Below are 19,065 nucleotides of genomic sequence, written 5' to 3'. Positions count from 1 at the left end.
GCCAGGCGGCTTGTCCTGAGACAAGCCGCCGGACGATTACCAGGATTGGGTTGCTTTGAAGGAATCGAGGATAGCTTTCAGCTTGCCTTCGATTTCGTCGTTATAGCCACCGGTCTGGTTGATCTCTTGCATCAGCGGAGCGTGATCACGGTCGACGTAAGCCAGCAGAGCGGCTTCGAAGCTACCGATTTTCGCCAGTTCCACATCTTCGAGGTAACCGCGTTCAGCCGCGAACAGTACCAGGCCCTGCTGAGCAACAGACATTGGTGCGTACTGTTTTTGCTTCAGCAGCTCGGTCACTTTCTGACCGTGGCTCAGCTGTTTACGGGTTGCTTCGTCCAGATCGGATGCGAACTGAGAGAACGCAGCCAGTTCACGATACTGTGCCAGCGCGGTACGGATACCACCGGACAGTTTCTTGATGATCTTGGTCTGAGCAGCACCACCAACACGGGATACGGAGATACCCGGGTTAACTGCCGGACGAATACCGGAGTTAAACAGGTTGGTTTCCAGGAAGATCTGACCATCGGTAATAGAGATTACGTTGGTCGGAACGAACGCAGAAACGTCACCCGCCTGGGTTTCAATGATCGGCAGAGCGGTCAGAGAGCCCGTTTTACCCTTCACTTCACCTTTGGTGAAGTTCTCGACGTATTCCGCGTTAACGCGGGAAGCACGCTCCAGCAGACGAGAGTGGAGGTAGAATACGTCGCCAGGGAACGCTTCACGTCCAGGTGGACGACGGAGCAGCAGGGAAACCTGACGATAAGCAACAGCCTGTTTAGACAGGTCATCGTATACGATCAGCGCATCTTCACCGCGGTCACGGAAGTATTCGCCCATTGCGCAACCGGCGTATGGCGCCAGGTATTGCAGTGCAGCAGATTCAGACGCGGTCGCTACCACAACGATGGTGTTAGACAGTGCGCCGTGCTCTTCCAGTTTACGAACCACGTTAGAAATGGTGGACGCTTTCTGGCCGATGGCCACGTACACGCATTTGATGCCGGAGTCACGCTGGTTGATGATGGCGTCGATAGCCATCGCGGTTTTACCGGTCTGACGGTCACCGATGATCAGTTCACGCTGACCACGACCGATTGGGATCATGGCATCAACGGACTTATAACCTGTCTGAACAGGCTGATCTACGGACTGACGGTCGATAACGCCTGGTGCGATAACTTCGATTGGAGAGAAGCCATCGTGCTCAACCGGACCTTTACCGTCGATTGGCGCACCCAGGGTGTTAACAACGCGACCCAGCAGGCCACGGCCAACCGGTACTTCCAGAATACGGCCAGTACACTTAACCTTCATGCCTTCGGCGAGGTCAGCGTATGGACCCATCACAACTGCACCTACGGAGTCGCGCTCCAGGTTCAGTGCGATAGCGTAACGGTTACCCGGCAGGGAAATCATCTCACCCTGCATACAATCGGCCAGGCCGTGGATACGGATAACACCGTCACTTACAGAAACAATAGTACCTTCGTTGTGAGCTTCACTCACAACACTGAACTGAGCAATGCGCTGCTTGATCAGTTCGCTGATTTCGGTGGAATTCAGTTGCATGCTCCAGTCCCCTTAAGACTGCAAGACGTCTGCAAGGCGTTCAAGACGGCCGCGTACGCTGCCATCAATGACCATATCACCCGAACGGATGATTACGCCTGCCATTACAGACTTATCGATTTTGCAATTCAGCTTAACTTTGCGTGACAGACGTTTTTCCATCGCGGCGGTGATTTTCGCAAGCTGTTCATTACTCAGTTCAGTCGCAGAAGTCACTTCGACTTCAGCGGTTGCTTCACTAAGGGCACGTAAGTGCTCAAACTGCTCGAGAACATCCGGGAGCACACGGAGACGACCATTTTCTGCCATCACCTTAATCAGGTTCTGGCCGTTGGCATCCAGTTGCTCTCCGCACACGGCGATAAACGACGCGGCGAGAGTTTCAGGTGCTAACGCACCGGAAAGCAACTCAGCCATTTGTTCGTTTTTCGTCACCTCAGCGGCAAACGCCAGCATATCCTGCCAGCGATCGACATTTTGGTGTTCGACAGCAAAGTCAAAAGCTGCTTTGGCGTAGGGGCGAGCTACCGTAACAAATTCAGACATCAGCCCCTCCCTCCTTACAGTTCAGCGACAAGTTTGTCCACGATGTCGCTGTTAGCAGCTTCATCCACGGAACGTTCGATGATCTTCTCGGCGCCAGCAACAGCCAGAATCGCAACCTGCTTACGCAGTTCTTCACGAGCACGTTTACGCTCAGCATCAATTTCTGCCTGAGCCTGTGTCACGATCTTAGTACGTTCCTGTTCTGCTTCAGCTTTGGCTTCGTCCAGGATCTGCGAACGGCGTTTGTTAGCCTGTTCGATGATAACCTGAGCTTCCGCTTTCGCTTTTTTCAGCTGGTCTGTCGCGTTGGCCTGTGCAAGGTCCAAATCTTTCTTAGCGCGTTCTGCAGAAGCCAGACCGTCAGCAATTTCTTTCTGACGTTTTTCGATGGCAGCCATTAAAGGCGGCCATACATACTTCATGCAGAACCAGACAAAGAGAATAAACGCGATGGCCTGGCCGAGGATTGTTGCGTTCATGTTCACAGCACAATACCTCTTTAATATCTGTGGCTTAGGGTTTTAAAACTACTACTACGCGACAGCAAACATCACGTACAGACCCAGACCTACAGCGATCATTGGGATAGCATCCACCAGACCCATAACGATAAAGAACTGAGTACGCAGCAGAGGAATCAGATCAGGTTGACGCGCTGCGCCTTCCAGGAATTTGCCCCCGAGGATGCCGATACCGATCGCAGCACCGATAGCCGCCAGACCCATCATCACAGCGGCAGCCATGTACAGCAGATCCATATTCAGGTTTTCCATGACAGTCTCCAGTTTGTTTCAATTAAAACGTAGTAGTGTTGGTAAAAAATCAGTGCTCTTCAGACGCCATCGACAGATAGACGATCGTCAGAACCATGAAGATAAAGGCTTGCAGCGTAATGATCAGGATGTGGAAAATGGCCCACGGCACATTCAGAACCCACTGTGACCACCACGGCAGAAGACCCGCGATCAGAATGAAAATCAGCTCACCCGCATACATGTTGCCGAACAGTCGCAGACCCAGTGAGACAGGTTTGGACAGCAGGCTAACGCCTTCCAGGATCAGGTTGACCGGAATAAACGCCCAGTGGTTGAACGGCTGCAAGGTAAGCTCTTTCACAAAGCCGCTTACGCCTTTCATTTTGATGCTGTAGAAAAGAATCAGGATAAATACGCCCAGCGCCATCGACAGGGTGATGTTCACGTCCGCAGACGGTACAACACGCAGCGCTGGCAGGCCGAAGATGTGCTCACCGATAAACGGCAGCAGATCGATTGGCAGCAGGTCCATCAGGTTCATCAGGAAGACCCAAACGAACACGGTCAGGGCCAGCGGAGCAATCAGCTTGCTCTTGCCATGGTACATGTCTTTGACGCTGCCATGGACGAAGCCGATGATCATTTCGATGAAGGTCTGGAATTTCCCTGGTACACCGCTGGTCGCTCGTTTAGCAACACCGCGGAACATGGCCAGGAACAGAAGACCCAAAACCACCGAGAAGAACATGGAGTCGATGTTGATCGTCCAGAAGGTGGCCGGGGGGTTATGTGGATCCACCAGCGAGAATGTACGCAGGTCCAACTGAAGGTTATTCAGATGGTGACCTATGTAATCCTGCGGCGTCATATTTTCTGAAGCCATGATGCCTTTTACCCTTTGTTATTGATTACAGCTGGAGCCAGAACTTGTACCACCAGCACCAAAACCCACGTTGCTATCAGCGGCATGAAGACCACTTTCAAAACCGCCAGCGCCATCACCAGTAGAGCAAAGGTCAGCAACACCTTACACACTTCGCCGAGAGCGAAGGACCAGGCCACGCGGCCTTTGGCGGGTGTATGCGCCTGATGACGCCAGGCAAAAATCATAAACAACACGTTTGGCAGCACAACCGCCAAACCCCCGCACACGGCGGAGATGCCCCAGAAGGGGTCTTTGAGGCTAAACAGCAGTCCACTTGCTATCACAGCCAGAAACTGAATGAACAGAAGCTTACGAGCAACGTTTCTACTCAAGAGCGACACAGACATCACGTTTTTACTCCTGCTCCCTTCGAGGTATGCCGCGTGTCGTATAAAACGTCCTTTAAGGCTCAGAGTCAAGCATCAAAAAGCGGTCAAATTATACGGTGCGCACCCGTGATTTCAAACATTAAGTAGCGAAAAGGTGAATAAATGTTTAAATATTTTTCCCCACCGCTATTTTTTAACTTTCGAGCAAAGCACCAACCTTCGACCAAAACTGCAAACAGCGCGAAAACGTTGTCGATAAAGCGTGCACGAGATCACAAAACACACATTTGCGATAAGGTTGTATTTATCAAAGGCGCAAATCGCAGAAATTTATCTTTATGAAATTAAAAGCAAAATATCGCAACTATTTTCAAAACAGCCCGGTACACAATAAAAACGTTTTATTGACATTCTTAATAAATAATTAACATTGCGTTCTGGTTACTGCTTTCCACTTTTAGCAGACTTATATTTTCACAGATGACTATCTTCCAGGGGAAGAATAGTCGCTAGGTTAACCAGAAGAAAAACCTTAGTGAAAACGAGGTTAAGAGCTCACCAGTAAATCCCCTGTAGTTGTGCTGTTTTTTAACATGCGAAGAACAGCACAAATTCCACATTTTTTATTAATTTTTTAAAAATTGTTTGGCTTAATTATCACCAGATGACGTTCGCCATCGAGCTGAGGAATGTTTAATTTCTCGATGGATTCAACAGCAAAACCGTCCGGAAGCTGTTCAATCTCATCGCCTGGCAACTGCCCTTTTAGCGCATAAAAGCGGCCATTCTCAGCAGGTAAGTGCTTGCACCAGCTCACCATATCATTGAGCGACGCAAATGCGCGGCTGATAACCCCGTCAAACGGCGGCTCTGCCGGGAACGCCTCTACCCTGCTCTGCACGGGCGTAATATTTTCAAGCTTCAGCTCATGCTGTACCTGACGTAAAAAGCGCACACGCTTGCCAAGACTGTCCAGAAGCGTTAAATGGCTCTCAGGGCGAACAATCGACAGCGGAATGCCCGGCAGACCAGGGCCCGTCCCCACGTCGATAAAACGCTCACCTTTCAGATAAGGGGCAACCACGATGCTGTCGAGAATGTGGCGAACGAGCATCTCGTTGGGGTCGCGAACAGACGTCAGGTTGTACGCTTTATTCCATTTGTTCAGCATATCGACATAGGCCACCAGCTGATTTTTCTGGTGATCGGTGAGCGAAATACCTGCCTGATCCAGCAGACGAGAGAGTTTGTTGAGCACGGTGAATACCTGTTGGAAAACTTAGGTGGCGGGTGGCGCTTGGCTTACCCGCCCTACGGGTTCAGTAGGCCCGGTAAGCGCTGCGCCACCGGGCAATATTCCGGGCCTTACGCGCTACGGCGCAGCATGCCCTGCTTTTTCAGCCACACCAGCAGAATGGAAATCGCTGCAGGCGTGACGCCGGAGATACGTGAGGCCTGGCCGACCGAGACCGGTTTGTGATCGTTCAGCTTGGCGATCACTTCGTTGGAAAGGCCAGTCACCTGGCGGTAGTCCAGCATTTCCGGCAGCAGCGTGTTTTCGTTACGCTGCTGTTTTTCGATCTCATTCTGCTGACGCGCGATGTAACCTTCGTACTTAACCTGGATCTCAACCTGCTCTGCCGCTTCAGCATCTTGCAGGCCCGGCGCGAACGCGGTCAGTTTGACCAGGTTCTCGTAGGTGACTTCAGGACGGCGCAACAAATCTTCACCGCTGGCCTCGCGCGACAGCGGCGCGGTTAAGTGAGCGTTTACTTCGGCAGCGGTTTCCGCCTGCGGATTCACCCAGGTGGTTTTCAGGCGCTGACGTTCCTGTTCAATGCGCTCCAGCTTCTCGTTAAAGCGCGCCCAGCGTTCGTCATCGACCAGACCCAGCTCGCGGCCGATTTCGGTCAAACGCAGGTCGGCGTTATCTTCACGCAGCATCAGGCGATATTCCGCGCGAGAGGTAAACATACGGTACGGTTCTTTGGTACCCAGCGTGCAGAGATCGTCAACCAGCACGCCCAGATACGCCTGAGAACGGCCGGGTGCCCAGCCCTCTTTCTCAGCAGAGAAACGCGCGGCGTTCAGACCGGCAAGCAGGCCCTGCGCAGCCGCTTCTTCGTAGCCGGTGGTGCCGTTAATCTGACCCGCAAAGAACAGACCGTGGATGAATTTGCTCTCCAGGGTTGGCTTCAGGTCACGCGGATCGAAGAAATCGTACTCAATAGCGTAGCCAGGGCGAACGATTTTTGCGTTCTCCATGCCCTGCATTGAGCGAACAATTTGCATCTGCACGTCAAACGGCAGGCTGGTGGAGATGCCGTTCGGGTAAATTTCGTTCGAGGTCAGCCCTTCCGGCTCCAGGAAGATCTGGTGCTGGTTACGATCGGCGAAGCGCATCACTTTGTCCTCGATCGACGGGCAGTAGCGCGGACCGATCCCTTCGATCACGCCGGCGTACATCGGGCTGCGATCGAGGTTATTGCGGATCACATCGTGGGTTTTCTCGTTGGTATGCGTGATATAGCACGGCACCTGCTGCGGATGCTGTGCCGCATTGCCCATGAACGAGAAGACCGGCATTGGGTTATCACCGTGCTGTTGCGCCAGCACGCTGAAATCAATGGTGCGCGCATCAATACGCGGCGGCGTACCGGTTTTCAGGCGGCTGACGCGCAGCGGCAGTTCACGCAGACGGCGAGACAGTGGAATAGAAGGCGGATCGCCGGCACGGCCACCGCTGTAGTTATCGAGACCAATATGAATTTTACCGTCAAGGAATGTACCCACGGTCAGCACCACGGCTTTGGCGCGGAATTTGAGGCCCATCTGGGTCACGGCACCCACGACGCGATCGTTCTCAACGATTAGATCTTCAACCGCCTGCTGGAAGATCATCAGGTTCGGCTGATTCTCCAGGGCGGTACGCACCGCCTGACGGTAAAGCACGCGGTCTGCCTGGGCACGGGTCGCACGTACAGCGGGACCTTTACTCGCGTTTAGTATCCTAAACTGGATGCCGGCCCGATCGATCGCTTTCGCCATCAGGCCGCCAAGTGCATCCACTTCTTTTACCAGGTGTCCTTTCCCAATGCCGCCAATCGCCGGATTACAGGACATTTGTCCCAGCGTGTCGATATTGTGTGTCAAAAGCAGGGTCTGCTGACCCATTCGCGCTGCGGCCATTGCGGCCTCAGTGCCTGCGTGACCCCCGCCAATGATGATGACGTCAAAAGGATCCTGATAAAACATGGTGGTCTGCCTCGCGTAAAGCGGTATGAAAATGGATTGAAGCCCGGGCCGTGGATTCTACTCAACTTTAGTCTTTCGAGAAAGCATTGGGATCCTGGGCTATTAAAAAGAAGATCTTTTTATTTAGAGATCTGTTCTATTGTGATCTCTTATTAGGATCGCGAACCTGTGTGGATAAGTCCGATCTCATAAAGAAGATCATGCAGTTAGAAAGGATCGTTTGCTGTGAATGATCGGTGATCCTGGACCGTATAAGCTGGGATCAGATCGCGACTTTATACACAGGCCAAAAACTGCGCTACGGTTGTTATTTGGATAACTACGGGTTAATACGAGCTTTTAACCAGAGTTATCCACATCTGTTCGCGCGATCTTTAATCGTTTTTGAGTAAATTTTTCCATTCCGCGAGCCAGATCTCGGCTGGATCCTCCGGAATGTCATGATCGAGGATGTTGATCTTGAGCGTTTCACCCAGCTGTTTTGCTCCGCAGGAGGTCACAGCGGCTTCGACTTTCTCTATTGCCCCGCAAAAGGTGTCATATTCACGACTGCCGATCCCCACTGCGCCAAAACGGACGTTTGACAGGTCGGGCTGCTGTTCCAGCAGTTCGTCATATAAAGGTTGCAGATTATCCGGCAGATCCCCCGCGCCGTGCGTGGAGGTGATCAGCAGCCAGACCCCGTCAGTCGGGAGATCTTCAAGCAACGGGCCGTGCAGGGTTTCCGTGGAAAAGCCCGCCTCTTCCAGCTTTTCAGCCAGATGTTCCGCTACGTATTCCGCACCACCAAGGGTGCTGCCGCTGATAAGGGTAATGTCCGCCATTGATCGCTCGCCCAGATAAAGAGACGGCCATTGTACGCTGTGAACGAGCTGGGATCTACCTGTGGAAAATGTGGGAATGAATTTGCCCGATCACGGGCGGATGGTACGCATGATCGGGTTTTGCAAGGAGATCAGGGTCTCGGTGGACTGAATTTCATCTATTGTTTGGATCTTGTTGATAAGTACCTGCTGGAGCGCGTCGATGGATCGGCACATAACTTTAATAAAGATGCTGTAGTGCCCGGTGGTGTAGTACGCCTCGGTGACTTCATCCAGCGCGTTCAGTTTCGCCAGGGCAGAAGGGTAGTCTTTGGCGCTTTTAAGAATGATGCCGATGAAGCAGCAGACGTCGTAACCCAGCTGCTTTGGGCTGACGTCAATGCGCGCACCGGTAATGATCCCTGCCTGCTTCATCTTTTCTACGCGAACGTGAATGGTTCCCGGGCTGACGCCAAACTGTTTTGCCAGTTCGGCATAGGCGGTGCGGGCATTAGCCATTAAGGCCTCCAGAATGCCGCGGTCGAGATTGTCGATCTGATAATTTTCCATAGCTTTTTCTTATGAAGATTAATGAATCACTTTATTCTAGCGCTATATTTTATCGAATCAAAAATGAAGGTGGCTTTTTGTTGATGGGTTATTGAATAAGGCGCCGTTTCTGTTGCTTAATCAATATCCACAGGACGCAGGAGTATAAATAATGAAAACCGCTTACATCGCAAAACAACGCCAGATCAGTTTCGTAAAATCCCATTTTTCCCGCCAGCTGGAAGAGAAGCTTGGGCTGATTGAAGTCCAGGCACCGATCCTCAGCCGCGTGGGTGACGGGACGCAGGATAACCTCTCTGGATGCGAAAAAGCGGTACAGGTGAAAGTGAAAACACTGCCAGACGCCCAGTTCGAAGTGGTTCATTCACTGGCGAAGTGGAAGCGTCAGACCCTGGGACAACACGACTTCAGCGCGGGCGAAGGGCTCTACACGCACATGAAAGCCCTTCGCCCTGATGAAGATCGCCTTTCACCGATTCATTCTGTTTACGTTGACCAGTGGGACTGGGAGCGCGTAATGGGTGATGGTGAACGTCATATCGGTACGCTGAAATCCACCGTTGAGGCGATCTACGCCGGGATCAAAGCAACCGAAGCGGCAGTGAGCAAAGAGTTTGGTCTGGCAACGTTCCTGCCGGATACGATCCACTTTGTCCACAGCCAGGAACTGCTGACCCGTTTCCCGGATCTGGATGCCAAAGGCCGCGAGCGTGCGATCGCCAAAGAATTAGGTGCTGTGTTCCTGATCGGTATCGGCGGCAAATTGTCTGATGGCAAACGCCACGACGTTCGTGCGCCTGATTATGATGACTGGAGTACTGCGGGTGAGGGCGAATTTGCCGGGCTGAACGGCGATATTCTTGTCTGGAACCCGATACTGGAAGACGCATTCGAGCTCTCTTCTATGGGGATCCGCGTGGATGCTGACGCGCTGAAGCGCCAGCTGGCGGTCACCGGTGATGAAGACCGTCTCAAACTCGAGTGGCACCAGGCGCTGCTGCGCGGCGAAATGCCACAGACGATTGGCGGCGGTATCGGCCAGTCCCGTCTGACCATGCTGCTGCTGCAATTACCTCATATCGGTCAGGTTCAGTGTGGCGTCTGGCCGCAGCAGGTACGTGAAAGCGTTGGCTCTCTTCTGTAATTAACGCTGCCAGCGTCTGAGCAGGCGACTACGCAGCCCGGTATCAAAGCGCCAGATATGATCGAAGATGCGCATGATGCCGGGTTTTCCATGGGCGGACATCGCCACCGCATGAAAACGGTGTTGATGCACCCGCTGTAATTCCTTCACCTTATTGACCACATCATCCGGCAGCCGCTGGGCAATAAAATCGGAAATCACCACTGCGTCAGCGTCGTACCAGTCGCCGCCCTGCATACGCTCCACAATGCTGCGAAAACAGCTTGCCAGATCGGTTCCACCGCGAAAACGCTGGCTCAGGAAGCGGATTGCCTGCTCGATCCCCTGCTGGTTCGTCAGCTCATAGCCCACGACTTCGCTGGAGAACAGCATGATGAAGCAGCGACGGCGATCGGCGAGCGCCACGCGCATCAGTGCCAGACAGAACGCCTTCGCACACTGCTCGTTAAACCCACCCATCGATCCGGACGTATCCACGCAAACGATGAATGGCCCGCGCGGCTGTTCATCAAAATCCTGATGAACCACAGGACGCTGGCTTACCTTCTCGCGCCAGGCTTCGCCGTGCAGCCGGTAGGTGAGGAGCTGTTTTTCCACCAGCCGACGGTAAAACTCATACTCCAGCTCGGTCATGCCGAGCGTACTCAGTTCCGTGGGCAGCAGGCGTAAAATGTCATCACTCTGCTGGAGCCCGTCGACCTGCTCCGGCACGGTAGCCGGTTCGCGCACCAGGGTGCGGAAAGTCTCCATGGGGGCATCTTTCTTTGGGACCGACTTTGCCTCCCTTGAGCGACCCAGCTGTTCTGCAAGCTTCATCAGCTCGGGCTGCTGCGCCAGAAAATCGCCGTATTTGACGATCAGCTGATAGTCCCCGCGCCGGAGCTGACCGGCGCTCATATCCCAGAGACGCCCTGCGGCGTTTTCATTCTCCACCAGCACCTGCTCAAGCTGGCCGCTTAAGGTCATGCGCTCCTGAACTTCACTGAGCAGCTGTTCGCGCTCTTCGTCCAGCAGCTGCTGGTTTAGCGTCGTGGCCTGCACCACCAGGCTGAGGCGCCAGCGCTGTAAGAAGAGGGTGTGCAGTGCGGGAGTGAACGTGGCGTTATCCGTGACCAGCGCCCGGGCCTGGCTGGCAAACGGAGAGTGGACCTTTTCGAGCAGCGTCAGGGTTTGCGGAAGCTGAACGATAAACTGCGATGTGGAGAGCCGCTGGCACTGCTGATAACAGGCCACCTCTTCCGTTAGCTCAGGCGGAACTTCGGTCTCCCTGAACCGCTGACGCAAATTTTCCCGCCAGCGCGGAAGATCGTCCGTCATCGCCTTTTTGAGCTTCGGAAATTTTTCAAAGAAGGCCGCCAGCTGCGGCGATGCCAGGAGGGTAATAACCACCTCCTCGATCAGACCTTCCTCACTGACCGCCAGCATGACGTTAAGCGTATCCAGCGTTAGCATTGACGTGCCTGTTTGATCTGCGCGCTGACGTCCTGCAGGCTGGCTTCGATGCGACCTAACCAGTCGCTATGAATAAAGAGGCACTTTTGCTGCTCGCTAAAGCGGGTGTGCTGCTGGTGCCATTCCGTATCCAGCGCTTCCAGCTGCTGCTTAATCTCTTCCGGTACGCTGTCCGAGGCGGTGCCCGGCAGCGCCAGACGCGATCCCTGCAGGCTGACGTCGCGGATTACCAGATGCTGGCTGCTGTCCACTTCCATATTCAGCGGCTGCGCGAAACCGATGCCGTTGAGCTTTCCACGGATCTCTCCGCCCTTATCCAGCCACTGTGCCAGCGCCTCGCGCTCAATCGTCACATGCACCACCTGCATATCATGCAGCTTAAGCGGTTGCTGGAGCAGCAGGGTCAGCGTCGGGCTGGTGAGTTCGGTGGGTAATTCATAGTGCGGTTTGCGTGCGAACATCCCCCCCAGGCGATTCACTTTCAGCGCGGTTTTATCACTTTGCTGCTGCTGAAGCTGGATGCGCCGCTGGGCAATCGCCCCCAGTTGATTGAGCATCGCCTGCTGCCCCCAGGCGTGTCCGGTCATCAAAACGTCAAGCTGCTGCTGCATCAGATTCATACCTTCCGCGTCGTGCCAGAGGCAATCTTTCAGCAGGATCAGATCGATGGGGGCAACGGCATCGCGGCCGCTAAACAGGGCGCTAGCCTGCAGCAGACGGATCGCTTTTTTCCAGCGGCGATCGGAGACATAGGGCGCCGAGGGAAGGTGATCAAGCTGCTGACGCAGCAGATAGATCAGCTCGAATACCGCGTCCGGCAATTTGATTTTGCCAATATCCTGCTGCCACTGGTGGTACTCCTCATCCGTCACCTGCAGCGAAGCGGGTACCGGATTTTCGCTCTCGTCCTGCTGGCTGACCAGCATGGAGCGGAAGTTGGATTTATCCTGTACTTTGTCCAGCCACAGGCGGATCAGCATACGGTCATACAGCGCTTCCAGGCTGCTGTCGGCTTCAGGCAGTTCGTTTGAGGCGGCCACCAGCAGGCGCATTGGGATTTTTTCTTCACTGGCGCCGTTGCGGAACCGACGTTCGTTTATCGCCGTGAGCAGGGTGTTCAGAATGGCCGGTCCCGCTTTCCAGATCTCATCAAGAAAGACAATTTCTGCCTCAGGCAGATACCCCGCCGTCAAACGTTCGTAGCGCCCTTCATCTTTCAGCGCCTGAATGGAAAGGGGGCCAAACACCTCTTCCGGGGTGGAAAAGCGGGTCATCAGGTATTCAAACGCGCGGGCGTTCTGAAAAGCAAACTTAAGCCTGCGGGCAATCAGGCTTTTGGCGATGCCCGGCGGACCCAGCAAAAACACGCTCTCGCCGCTCAACGCCGCCAGTAAACAGAGGCGAATGGCGTGGCTACGCTCGAAAAGGCCTTTCTCCAGCGCGCTGCTGAGGCGGGAAATTCTTTCTGCTAATAAATGTGAGTGAGCCATAATAGTTTTGCATCCTTTCGCCGTCGTGGCGGCCAATTGAAGCGAGTATAGACGTTTCAGTCAGGGCTGGTAATAGACTGAAGTGCGGCGCAATTTTCTTTGCGCTACATTAATGCGGTTGCATTTAGGGGTACGATTTTGCATTGAATCGTGCATACTGTGCGCTTTTTGTGGGCCAAGGGACCAGGAACACATTTGTTATTTAAACGAAAAGACTAGTCTATGAGCACTGATAATAAGCAATCATTACCCGCAATAACGCTTGCGGCGATCGGGGTTGTCTACGGTGATATTGGCACCAGCCCGCTTTATACGCTTCGTGAATGTCTGTCCGGCCAGTTTGGCTTTGGTGTTGAGCGCGATGCCGTATTTGGCTTCCTGTCCCTCATCTTCTGGCTGCTGATCCTGGTGGTTTCCGTTAAATATCTCTCCTTCGTTATGCGTGCTGATAACGCAGGTGAAGGTGGGATCCTGACCCTGATGTCCCTTGCAGGGCGCAACACCTCAGCCAGAATGACCTCCGTTCTGGTGATTATCGGCCTGATTGGCGGCAGCTTCTTCTACGGAGAGGTGGTTATCACGCCCGCGATTTCGGTCCTCTCGGCGATAGAGGGGCTGGAAATTATTGCCCCGCAGCTCGATTCATGGGTTGTTCCTCTGGCCATTATTGTCCTGACGCTGCTGTTTATGATCCAGAAGCACGGTACCGGGCTGGTGGGCAAACTGTTTGCGCCGATTATGCTGGCCTGGTTCCTGATCCTGGCCGCGCTTGGTTTGCGCAGCATTATCGCGAATCCGGAAGTGCTGCATGCGCTAAACCCTTACTGGGCCGTGCATTTCTTCCTTGAATACAAAGTGGTTTCCTTCGTGGCGCTGGGTGCCGTCGTGCTCTCCATTACCGGCGTTGAAGCGCTATATGCTGACATGGGTCACTTCGGGAAACTGCCTATCCGCGTGGCCTGGTTTATTGTGGTACTGCCGTCGCTGGTGCTGAACTACTTTGGCCAGGGCGCGCTGTTACTTAAAAATCCGGAAGCGATCAAGAACCCGTTCTTCCTGCTGGCGCCTGACTGGGCGCTGGTGCCGATGCTGATTCTGGCGACGCTGGCGACCGTCATTGCCTCTCAGGCGGTGATTTCCGGCGTGTTTTCTCTGACGCGCCAGGCCGTGCGTCTGGGGTATCTCTCACCGATGCGCATCATTCATACCTCTGAGATGGAGTCGGGCCAGATCTACATCCCGTTCGTTAACTGGCTGCTCTACTTCGCTGTTGTGATTGTTATCGTCAGCTTTGAGCACTCCAGCAACCTGGCGGCGGCGTACGGTATTGCGGTAACCGGTACTATGGTGCTGACATCGCTTCTCTCCACCACGGTGGCGTACCGAAACTGGCACTGGAATAAATTCCTCGTGGCGATGATTCTGGTGGGCTTCCTGTGCATTGACGTGCCGCTGTTCTCCGCAAACCTCGACAAGATTGTCTCCGGCGGCTGGCTGCCGCTGACGCTGGGTCTGGTGATGTTCATCGTCATGACCACCTGGAAAAGCGAGCGTTTCCGTCTGCTGCGCCGCATGCACGAGCACGGGAACTCTCTTGAGGCGATGATCGCTTCTCTGGAGAAATCCCCGCCGGTCCGCGTGCCTGGCACCGCGGTGTACATGTCTCGCGCCCTGAACGTCATTCCCTTCGCGCTGATGCATAACCTCAAGCACAACAAAGTGCTGCACGAGCGCGTGATCCTGCTGACGCTGCGCACTGAAGATGCGCCTTACGTTCACAACGTGCGTCGCGTGCAAATCGAGCAGCTCTCCCCGACATTCTGGCGCGTGGTGGCGAGCTACGGCTGGCGTGAGACGCCAAATGTGGAAGAGGTGTTCCACCGCTGCGGTCTTGAAGGGCTGAGCTGCCGGATGATGGAGACGTCGTTCTTTATGTCTCACGAATCGCTTATCATCGGCAAGCGCCCTTGGTATTTGCGCCTGCGCGGCAAACTGTACCTGATCCTGCAGCGTAACGCCCTGCGCGCGCCTGACCAGTTTGAGATCCCGCCTAACCGCGTGATAGAGCTGGGTACGCAGGTCGAGATTTAAGTCCTTTCGAAAATGCCGGGTGGCGCTGCGCTTACCCGGCCTACCAAACCCGTAGGCCCTTGCAAGCGAAGCGCCGTCGGGCTATTTCTCCCATCAATATTTCACTTAGCGAAACGTTTCGACGTCGATCACAAATCTGTTACGTCATGATGGTTTTCTGAACATTTCTGGCGCTACACTACTTTTAGCGAAACGTTTCGCTAGTGGAGCAAGAAAATGAAGAAAGGCACGGTACTCAACTCAGAAATCTCATCGGTTATTTCCCGCCTTGGGCATACCGATACGCTGGTGGTTTGCGATGCAGGCTTACCGGTTCCGCGCAGCACAACCCGTATTGATATGGCGTTAACGCAGGGTGTTCCTTCGTTTATGCAGGTACTGGAAGTCGTGACGGCGGAGATGCAGGTTGAGGCAGCCATTCTCGCGGCGGAAATCAAACAACATAATCCGCAACTCCACGAAACGTTGCTCAGCCATATTGAGCAACTGCAACAACACCAGGGAAACACCATAGAAATTCGTTACACAACGCACGAGCAGTTCAAACAACAAACCGCAGACAGTCAGGCGGTAATTCGCAGCGGGGAGTGTTCCCCGTATGCGAATATCATTCTCTGTGCTGGCGTCACCTTCTGAGGCCATCATGGACGCATTACTGCAACTCAAAGGGATCGATAAGTCGTTCCCGGGCGTAAAAGCCCTCTCCGGCGCGGCGCTGAACGTCTACCCCGGGCGCGTAATGGCGCTGGTGGGGGAAAACGGCGCCGGCAAATCCACCATGATGAAAGTGCTAACCGGTATCTATCAACGCGATGCCGGTTCACTCCTCTGGCTGGGTAAAGAAACCACCTTCACTGGCCCGAAATCTTCTCAGGAAGCAGGTATCGGCATTATTCACCAGGAGCTGAACCTGATCCCGCAGCTCACCATTGCGGAAAACATCTTCCTCGGCCGCGAGTTTGTTAACCGGTTCGGCAAAATCGACTGGAAAACTATGTATGCTGAAGCGGACAAGCTGCTGGCGAAGCTGAACCTGCGCTTTAAGAGCGACCGTCTGGTAGGCGATTTGTCGATTGGCGATCAGCAGATGGTGGAAATCGCGAAGGTGCTGAGCTTTGAGTCGAAGGTCATCATTATGGATGAACCGACCGACGCCCTGACCGATACTGAAACCGAATCCCTGTTCCGCGTTATCCGCGAGCTGAAGTCGCAGGGGCGCGGGATTGTCTATATCTCTCACCGCATGAAAGAGATCTTCGAGATCTGCGACGACGTCACCGTTTTCCGCGACGGGCAGTTTATTGCCGAGCGCGAAGTGGCCACGCTGACCGAAGATACGCTCATTGAAATGATGGTGGGACGTAAGCTTGAAGATCAATATCCGCATTTGGATAAAGCGCCGGGAGAGATCCGCCTGAAGGTGGACAACCTCTGCGGTCCGGGTGTGAACGACGTGACCTTTACCCTGCGCCAGGGCGAGATCCTGGGCGTGGCGGGCCTGATGGGAGCGGGACGTACCGAGCTGATGAAAGTGTTGTACGGCGCACTGCCGCGCACCAGCGGTTATGTCACCCTTGACGGCCATGAAGTGGTCACCCGCTCTCCGCAGGATGGTCTGGCGAACGGCATCGTCTATATCTCCGAAGACCGCAAACGCGATGGCCTGGTGCTGGGCATGTCGGTAAAAGAGAACATGTCCCTGACCGCGCTGCGCTATTTCAGCCATAGCGGTGGAAGCCTGAAGCATAAAGACGAACAGCAGGCGGTCAGCGATTTTATCCGCCTCTTTAACGTCAAAACCCCGTCGATGGAGCAGGCGATTGGCCTGTTATCCGGCGGGAATCAGCAGAAAGTGGCGATTGCGCGCGGGTTGATGACGCGCCCGAAAGTGCTGATCCTCGACGAGCCAACCCGCGGCGTGGACGTGGGCGCGAAGAAAGAGATCTATCAGCTGATTAACCAGTTTAAGGCCGACGGTCTGAGCATCATTCTGGTCTCTTCCGAGATGCCAGAAGTATTAGGCATGAGCGATCGCATTATCGTTATGCATGAAGGGCATCTCGGCGGTGAATTCACTCGCGAGCAGGCCACCCAGGAAGTTCTGATGGCTGCCGCTGTGGGCAAGCTTAATCGCGTGAATCAGGAGTAAGAAGATGACTACCCAGGCTGTTTCTGGTCGCCGCTATTTCACAAAGGCGTGGCTCATGGAGCAAAAATCGCTGATTGCCCTGCTGGTGCTGATCGCGATTGTATCGACCATGAGTCCGAACTTTTTCACCGTTAATAACCTGTTCAACATTCTGCAGCAGACGTCGGTGAATGCCATTATGGCGGTCGGCATGACGCTGGTAATTTTGACCTCAGGTATCGATCTGTCCGTCGGTTCCCTGCTGGCCCTTACCGGCGCGATCGCCGCTTCGCTTGTCGGGATTGAAGTCAACGCGCTGGTGGCCGTGGCCGCGGCCCTGGCGGCAGGGGCCGCGATTGGCGCCGTCACCGGCGTGATTGTGGCAAAAGGTCGCGTTCAGGCATTCATCGCCACGCTGGTGATGATGCTGCTGCTGCGCGGGGTGACCATGGTTTATACCAACGGCAGCCCGGTCAATACCGGCTTCACCGATAACGCCGATCTGTTTGGCTGGTTCGGTATCGGTCGCCCGCTGGGTGTTCCGACACCGGTCTGGATCATGGCTATCGTCTTCCTGGCGGCGTGGTACATGCTGCACCATACCCGTCTGGGCCGTTATATTTATGCGCTGGGCGGTAACGAAGCGGCAACGCGCCTGTCCGGTATCAGCGTTAATAAAGTCAAAGTTATCGTCTACTCCCTGTGCGGTCTGCTGGCGTCACTGGCGGGCATTATCGAAGTGGCGCGCCTCTCTTCCGCGCAGCCGACGGCGGGTACGGGGTATGAGCTGGATGCTATCGCGGCAGTGGTTCTGGGCGGTACGAGTCTTGCGGGCGGTAAAGGTCGCATTGTTGGGACATTGATCGGCGCACTGATTCTCGGTTTCCTGAATAATGGTTTGAATTTGTTAGGTGTTTCCTCCTATTACCAGATGATCGTTAAGGCAGTGGTGATTTTGCTGGCGGTACTGGTAGACAACAAAAAACAGTAACTGACGACACTACAGGACATCTTAGATATGAACATGAAAAAACTGGCTACCCTGGTTTCTGCTGTCGCGCTGAGCGCAACCGTAAGTGCTAACGCCATGGCGAAAGATACCATCGCGCTGGTTGTCTCAACCCTGAACAACCCGTTCTTCGTCTCCCTGAAGGACGGTGCGCAGAAAGAAGCGGACAAGCTGGGCTACAACCTGGTGGTGCTGGATTCACAGAACAACCCGGCGAAAGAGCTGGCTAACGTTCAGGACTTAACCGTTCGTGGCACCAAAATTCTGCTGATCAACCCAACCGACTCTGACGCCGTAGGCAACGCCGTGAAGATGGCAAACCAGGCGAAAATTCCGGTGATCACCCTGGACCGTCAGGCAACCAAAGGCGACGTGGTGAGCCACATTGCGTCTGATAACGTGCTGGGCGGCAAAATCGCGGGTGATTACATCGCGAAGAAAGCTGGCGAAGGCGCGAAAGTTATCGAACTGCAGGGGATTGCCGGTACGTCTGCCGCCCGCGAGCGTGGCGAAGGCTTCCAGCAGGCTGTGGCCGCACACAAATTCAACGTGCTGGCGAGCCAGCCAGCAGACTTCGATCGTACCAAAGGTCTGAACGTCATGCAGAACCTGCTGACCGCACACCCTGATGTGCAGGCGGTCTTCGCGCAGAACGACGAAATGGCGCTCGGTGCGCTGCGTGCTCTGCAGACTGCAGGTAAATCTGATGTGATGGTTGTCGGATTTGACGGCACGCCGGATGGTGAAAAAGCAGTAAACGATGGCAAACTGGCTGCGACCATCGCTCAGCTGCCTGAGCAGATTGGCGCCACTGGCGTTGAAACTGCCGACAAAGTGCTGAAGGGCGAAAAAGTTCAGGCTAAATACCCGGTTGACCTGAAGCTGGTCATCAAGCAGTAAAAGGCGAATCAGGCAGTCGCTGGCTGCCTGAGGGACACCAATAAAAGAAAAGTGTGGCATACGCCACCGGGTAACACCGGTGGCGCTCTC

General features: G+C 54.3%; 18 protein-coding genes. 6 read left to right on the top strand and 12 right to left on the bottom strand.

Annotated elements, in window-relative coordinates; translation table 11 throughout:
• Positions 1 to 36 precede the first annotated feature (36 nt).
• The 10 genes from atpA to asnC all read right to left on the bottom strand — a co-directional run bounded on the left by atpA (position 37) and on the right by asnC (position 8,761).
• The gene (gene atpA / locus AC4IBF_RS21665) at positions 37 to 1,578 is read right to left on the bottom strand and encodes a F0F1 ATP synthase subunit alpha (protein ID WP_006808751.1); all 1,542 of its coding nucleotides are present in this window, start codon (positions 1,576 to 1,578) and stop codon (positions 37 to 39) included.
• 12 nt (positions 1,579 to 1,590) lie between these two features.
• Entirely contained in the window at positions 1,591 to 2,124 is a 534-nt protein-coding gene (gene atpH, locus AC4IBF_RS21660; protein WP_023309790.1) for a F0F1 ATP synthase subunit delta, read from the bottom strand.
• Between the two features lie 14 nt (positions 2,125 to 2,138).
• Positions 2,139 to 2,609: a F0F1 ATP synthase subunit B gene (gene atpF, locus AC4IBF_RS21655; protein WP_014072436.1), complete on the bottom strand. Its 471-nt coding sequence runs from the start codon at positions 2,607 to 2,609 to the stop codon at positions 2,139 to 2,141.
• Between the two features lie 48 nt (positions 2,610 to 2,657).
• The gene (gene atpE, locus AC4IBF_RS21650; protein WP_000429386.1) at positions 2,658 to 2,897 is read right to left on the bottom strand and encodes a F0F1 ATP synthase subunit C; all 240 of its coding nucleotides are present in this window, start codon (positions 2,895 to 2,897) and stop codon (positions 2,658 to 2,660) included.
• A 49-nt stretch (positions 2,898 to 2,946) separates the two neighbouring features.
• Positions 2,947 to 3,762: a F0F1 ATP synthase subunit A gene (atpB, locus tag AC4IBF_RS21645; protein WP_008500193.1), complete on the bottom strand. Its 816-nt coding sequence runs from the start codon at positions 3,760 to 3,762 to the stop codon at positions 2,947 to 2,949.
• 8 nt (positions 3,763 to 3,770) lie between these two features.
• Positions 3,771 to 4,151, bottom strand: a complete 381-nt coding sequence (gene atpI, locus AC4IBF_RS21640) for a F0F1 ATP synthase subunit I (protein ID WP_008500194.1) — start codon at positions 4,149 to 4,151, stop codon at positions 3,771 to 3,773.
• A gap of 616 nt (positions 4,152 to 4,767) precedes the next feature.
• Positions 4,768 to 5,391, bottom strand: a complete 624-nt coding sequence (rsmG, locus tag AC4IBF_RS21635; protein WP_491463089.1) for a 16S rRNA (guanine(527)-N(7))-methyltransferase RsmG — start codon at positions 5,389 to 5,391, stop codon at positions 4,768 to 4,770.
• Positions 5,392 to 5,498: 107 nt separating this feature from the next.
• Positions 5,499 to 7,388: a tRNA uridine-5-carboxymethylaminomethyl(34) synthesis enzyme MnmG gene (gene mnmG / locus AC4IBF_RS21630; protein ID WP_491463088.1), complete on the bottom strand. Its 1,890-nt coding sequence runs from the start codon at positions 7,386 to 7,388 to the stop codon at positions 5,499 to 5,501.
• Between the two features lie 374 nt (positions 7,389 to 7,762).
• Positions 7,763 to 8,212 (bottom strand): FMN-binding protein MioC, encoded by a 450-nt coding sequence (mioC, locus tag AC4IBF_RS21625; RefSeq protein ID WP_008500197.1) that lies wholly within the window; start codon positions 8,210 to 8,212, stop codon positions 7,763 to 7,765.
• A 90-nt stretch (positions 8,213 to 8,302) separates the two neighbouring features.
• Positions 8,303 to 8,761: a transcriptional regulator AsnC gene (gene asnC, locus AC4IBF_RS21620; protein WP_008500198.1), complete on the bottom strand. Its 459-nt coding sequence runs from the start codon at positions 8,759 to 8,761 to the stop codon at positions 8,303 to 8,305.
• Between the two features lie 151 nt (positions 8,762 to 8,912).
• On the opposite strand from asnC, the gene asnA reads away from it, so the two are divergent.
• Complete coding sequence (gene asnA / locus AC4IBF_RS21615; RefSeq protein ID WP_133295375.1) at positions 8,913 to 9,905, top strand: aspartate--ammonia ligase; 993 nt, start codon at positions 8,913 to 8,915, stop codon at positions 9,903 to 9,905.
• Here the strand turns inward: asnA and viaA are convergent, their stop codons facing one another.
• Complete coding sequence (gene viaA, locus AC4IBF_RS21610) at positions 9,906 to 11,357, bottom strand: ATPase RavA stimulator ViaA (protein WP_491463087.1); 1,452 nt, start codon at positions 11,355 to 11,357, stop codon at positions 9,906 to 9,908.
• The gene (ravA, locus tag AC4IBF_RS21605) at positions 11,351 to 12,847 is read right to left on the bottom strand and encodes an ATPase RavA (protein WP_491463086.1); all 1,497 of its coding nucleotides are present in this window, start codon (positions 12,845 to 12,847) and stop codon (positions 11,351 to 11,353) included. Before ravA ends, viaA begins: the two co-directional genes overlap by 7 nt.
• A gap of 222 nt (positions 12,848 to 13,069) precedes the next feature.
• Here ravA and kup point away from each other — a divergent pair, with 222 nt between their 5' ends.
• The 5 genes from kup to rbsB all read left to right on the top strand — a co-directional run bounded on the left by kup (position 13,070) and on the right by rbsB (position 18,975).
• The gene (kup, locus tag AC4IBF_RS21600; RefSeq protein ID WP_023309781.1) at positions 13,070 to 14,938 is read left to right on the top strand and encodes a low affinity potassium transporter Kup; all 1,869 of its coding nucleotides are present in this window, start codon (positions 13,070 to 13,072) and stop codon (positions 14,936 to 14,938) included.
• Positions 14,939 to 15,154: 216 nt separating this feature from the next.
• Positions 15,155 to 15,574: a D-ribose pyranase gene (gene rbsD, locus AC4IBF_RS21595; RefSeq protein WP_003862392.1), complete on the top strand. Its 420-nt coding sequence runs from the start codon at positions 15,155 to 15,157 to the stop codon at positions 15,572 to 15,574.
• Between the two features lie 7 nt (positions 15,575 to 15,581).
• Entirely contained in the window at positions 15,582 to 17,087 is a 1,506-nt protein-coding gene (rbsA, locus tag AC4IBF_RS21590) for a ribose ABC transporter ATP-binding protein RbsA (RefSeq protein WP_021242658.1), read from the top strand.
• 4 nt (positions 17,088 to 17,091) lie between these two features.
• Entirely contained in the window at positions 17,092 to 18,057 is a 966-nt protein-coding gene (gene rbsC, locus AC4IBF_RS21585; RefSeq protein WP_021242657.1) for a ribose ABC transporter permease, read from the top strand.
• 27 nt (positions 18,058 to 18,084) lie between these two features.
• Positions 18,085 to 18,975, top strand: coding sequence for a ribose ABC transporter substrate-binding protein RbsB (gene rbsB, locus AC4IBF_RS21580; RefSeq protein ID WP_008503498.1), 891 nt, complete (start codon positions 18,085 to 18,087; stop codon positions 18,973 to 18,975).
• The last annotated feature ends 90 nt before the right edge of the window (positions 18,976 to 19,065 follow it).

Source organism: Enterobacter sp. Taxon_8 (assembly GCF_058354585.1).
Note: the sequence above shows the minus strand (reverse complement) of the source record. Positions and strands in the feature narration are given on the sequence as shown.

What these genes read in the sequence shown, in the direction of transcription:
- atpA (WP_006808751.1), bottom strand. Translation starts at nt 1,578, where the DNA reads ATGCAACTGAATTCCACCGAAATCAGCGAACTGATCAAGCAGCGCATT.
- atpH (WP_023309790.1), bottom strand. Translation starts at nt 2,124, where the DNA reads ATGTCTGAATTTGTTACGGTAGCTCGCCCCTACGCCAAAGCAGCTTTT.
- atpE (WP_000429386.1), bottom strand. Translation starts at nt 2,897, where the DNA reads ATGGAAAACCTGAATATGGATCTGCTGTACATGGCTGCCGCTGTGATG.
- atpB (WP_008500193.1), bottom strand. Translation starts at nt 3,762, where the DNA reads ATGGCTTCAGAAAATATGACGCCGCAGGATTACATAGGTCACCATCTG.
- atpI (WP_008500194.1), bottom strand. Translation starts at nt 4,151, where the DNA reads ATGTCTGTGTCGCTCTTGAGTAGAAACGTTGCTCGTAAGCTTCTGTTC.
- mnmG (WP_491463088.1), bottom strand. Translation starts at nt 7,388, where the DNA reads ATGTTTTATCAGGATCCTTTTGACGTCATCATCATTGGCGGGGGTCAC.
- mioC (WP_008500197.1), bottom strand. Translation starts at nt 8,212, where the DNA reads ATGGCGGACATTACCCTTATCAGCGGCAGCACCCTTGGTGGTGCGGAA.
- asnC (WP_008500198.1), bottom strand. Translation starts at nt 8,761, where the DNA reads ATGGAAAATTATCAGATCGACAATCTCGACCGCGGCATTCTGGAGGCC.
- asnA (WP_133295375.1), top strand. Translation starts at nt 8,913, where the DNA reads ATGAAAACCGCTTACATCGCAAAACAACGCCAGATCAGTTTCGTAAAA.
- viaA (WP_491463087.1), bottom strand. Translation starts at nt 11,357, where the DNA reads ATGCTAACGCTGGATACGCTTAACGTCATGCTGGCGGTCAGTGAGGAA.
- ravA (WP_491463086.1), bottom strand. Translation starts at nt 12,847, where the DNA reads ATGGCTCACTCACATTTATTAGCAGAAAGAATTTCCCGCCTCAGCAGC.
- kup (WP_023309781.1), top strand. Translation starts at nt 13,070, where the DNA reads ATGAGCACTGATAATAAGCAATCATTACCCGCAATAACGCTTGCGGCG.
- rbsD (WP_003862392.1), top strand. Translation starts at nt 15,155, where the DNA reads ATGAAGAAAGGCACGGTACTCAACTCAGAAATCTCATCGGTTATTTCC.
- rbsA (WP_021242658.1), top strand. Translation starts at nt 15,582, where the DNA reads ATGGACGCATTACTGCAACTCAAAGGGATCGATAAGTCGTTCCCGGGC.
- rbsC (WP_021242657.1), top strand. Translation starts at nt 17,092, where the DNA reads ATGACTACCCAGGCTGTTTCTGGTCGCCGCTATTTCACAAAGGCGTGG.
- rbsB (WP_008503498.1), top strand. Translation starts at nt 18,085, where the DNA reads ATGAACATGAAAAAACTGGCTACCCTGGTTTCTGCTGTCGCGCTGAGC.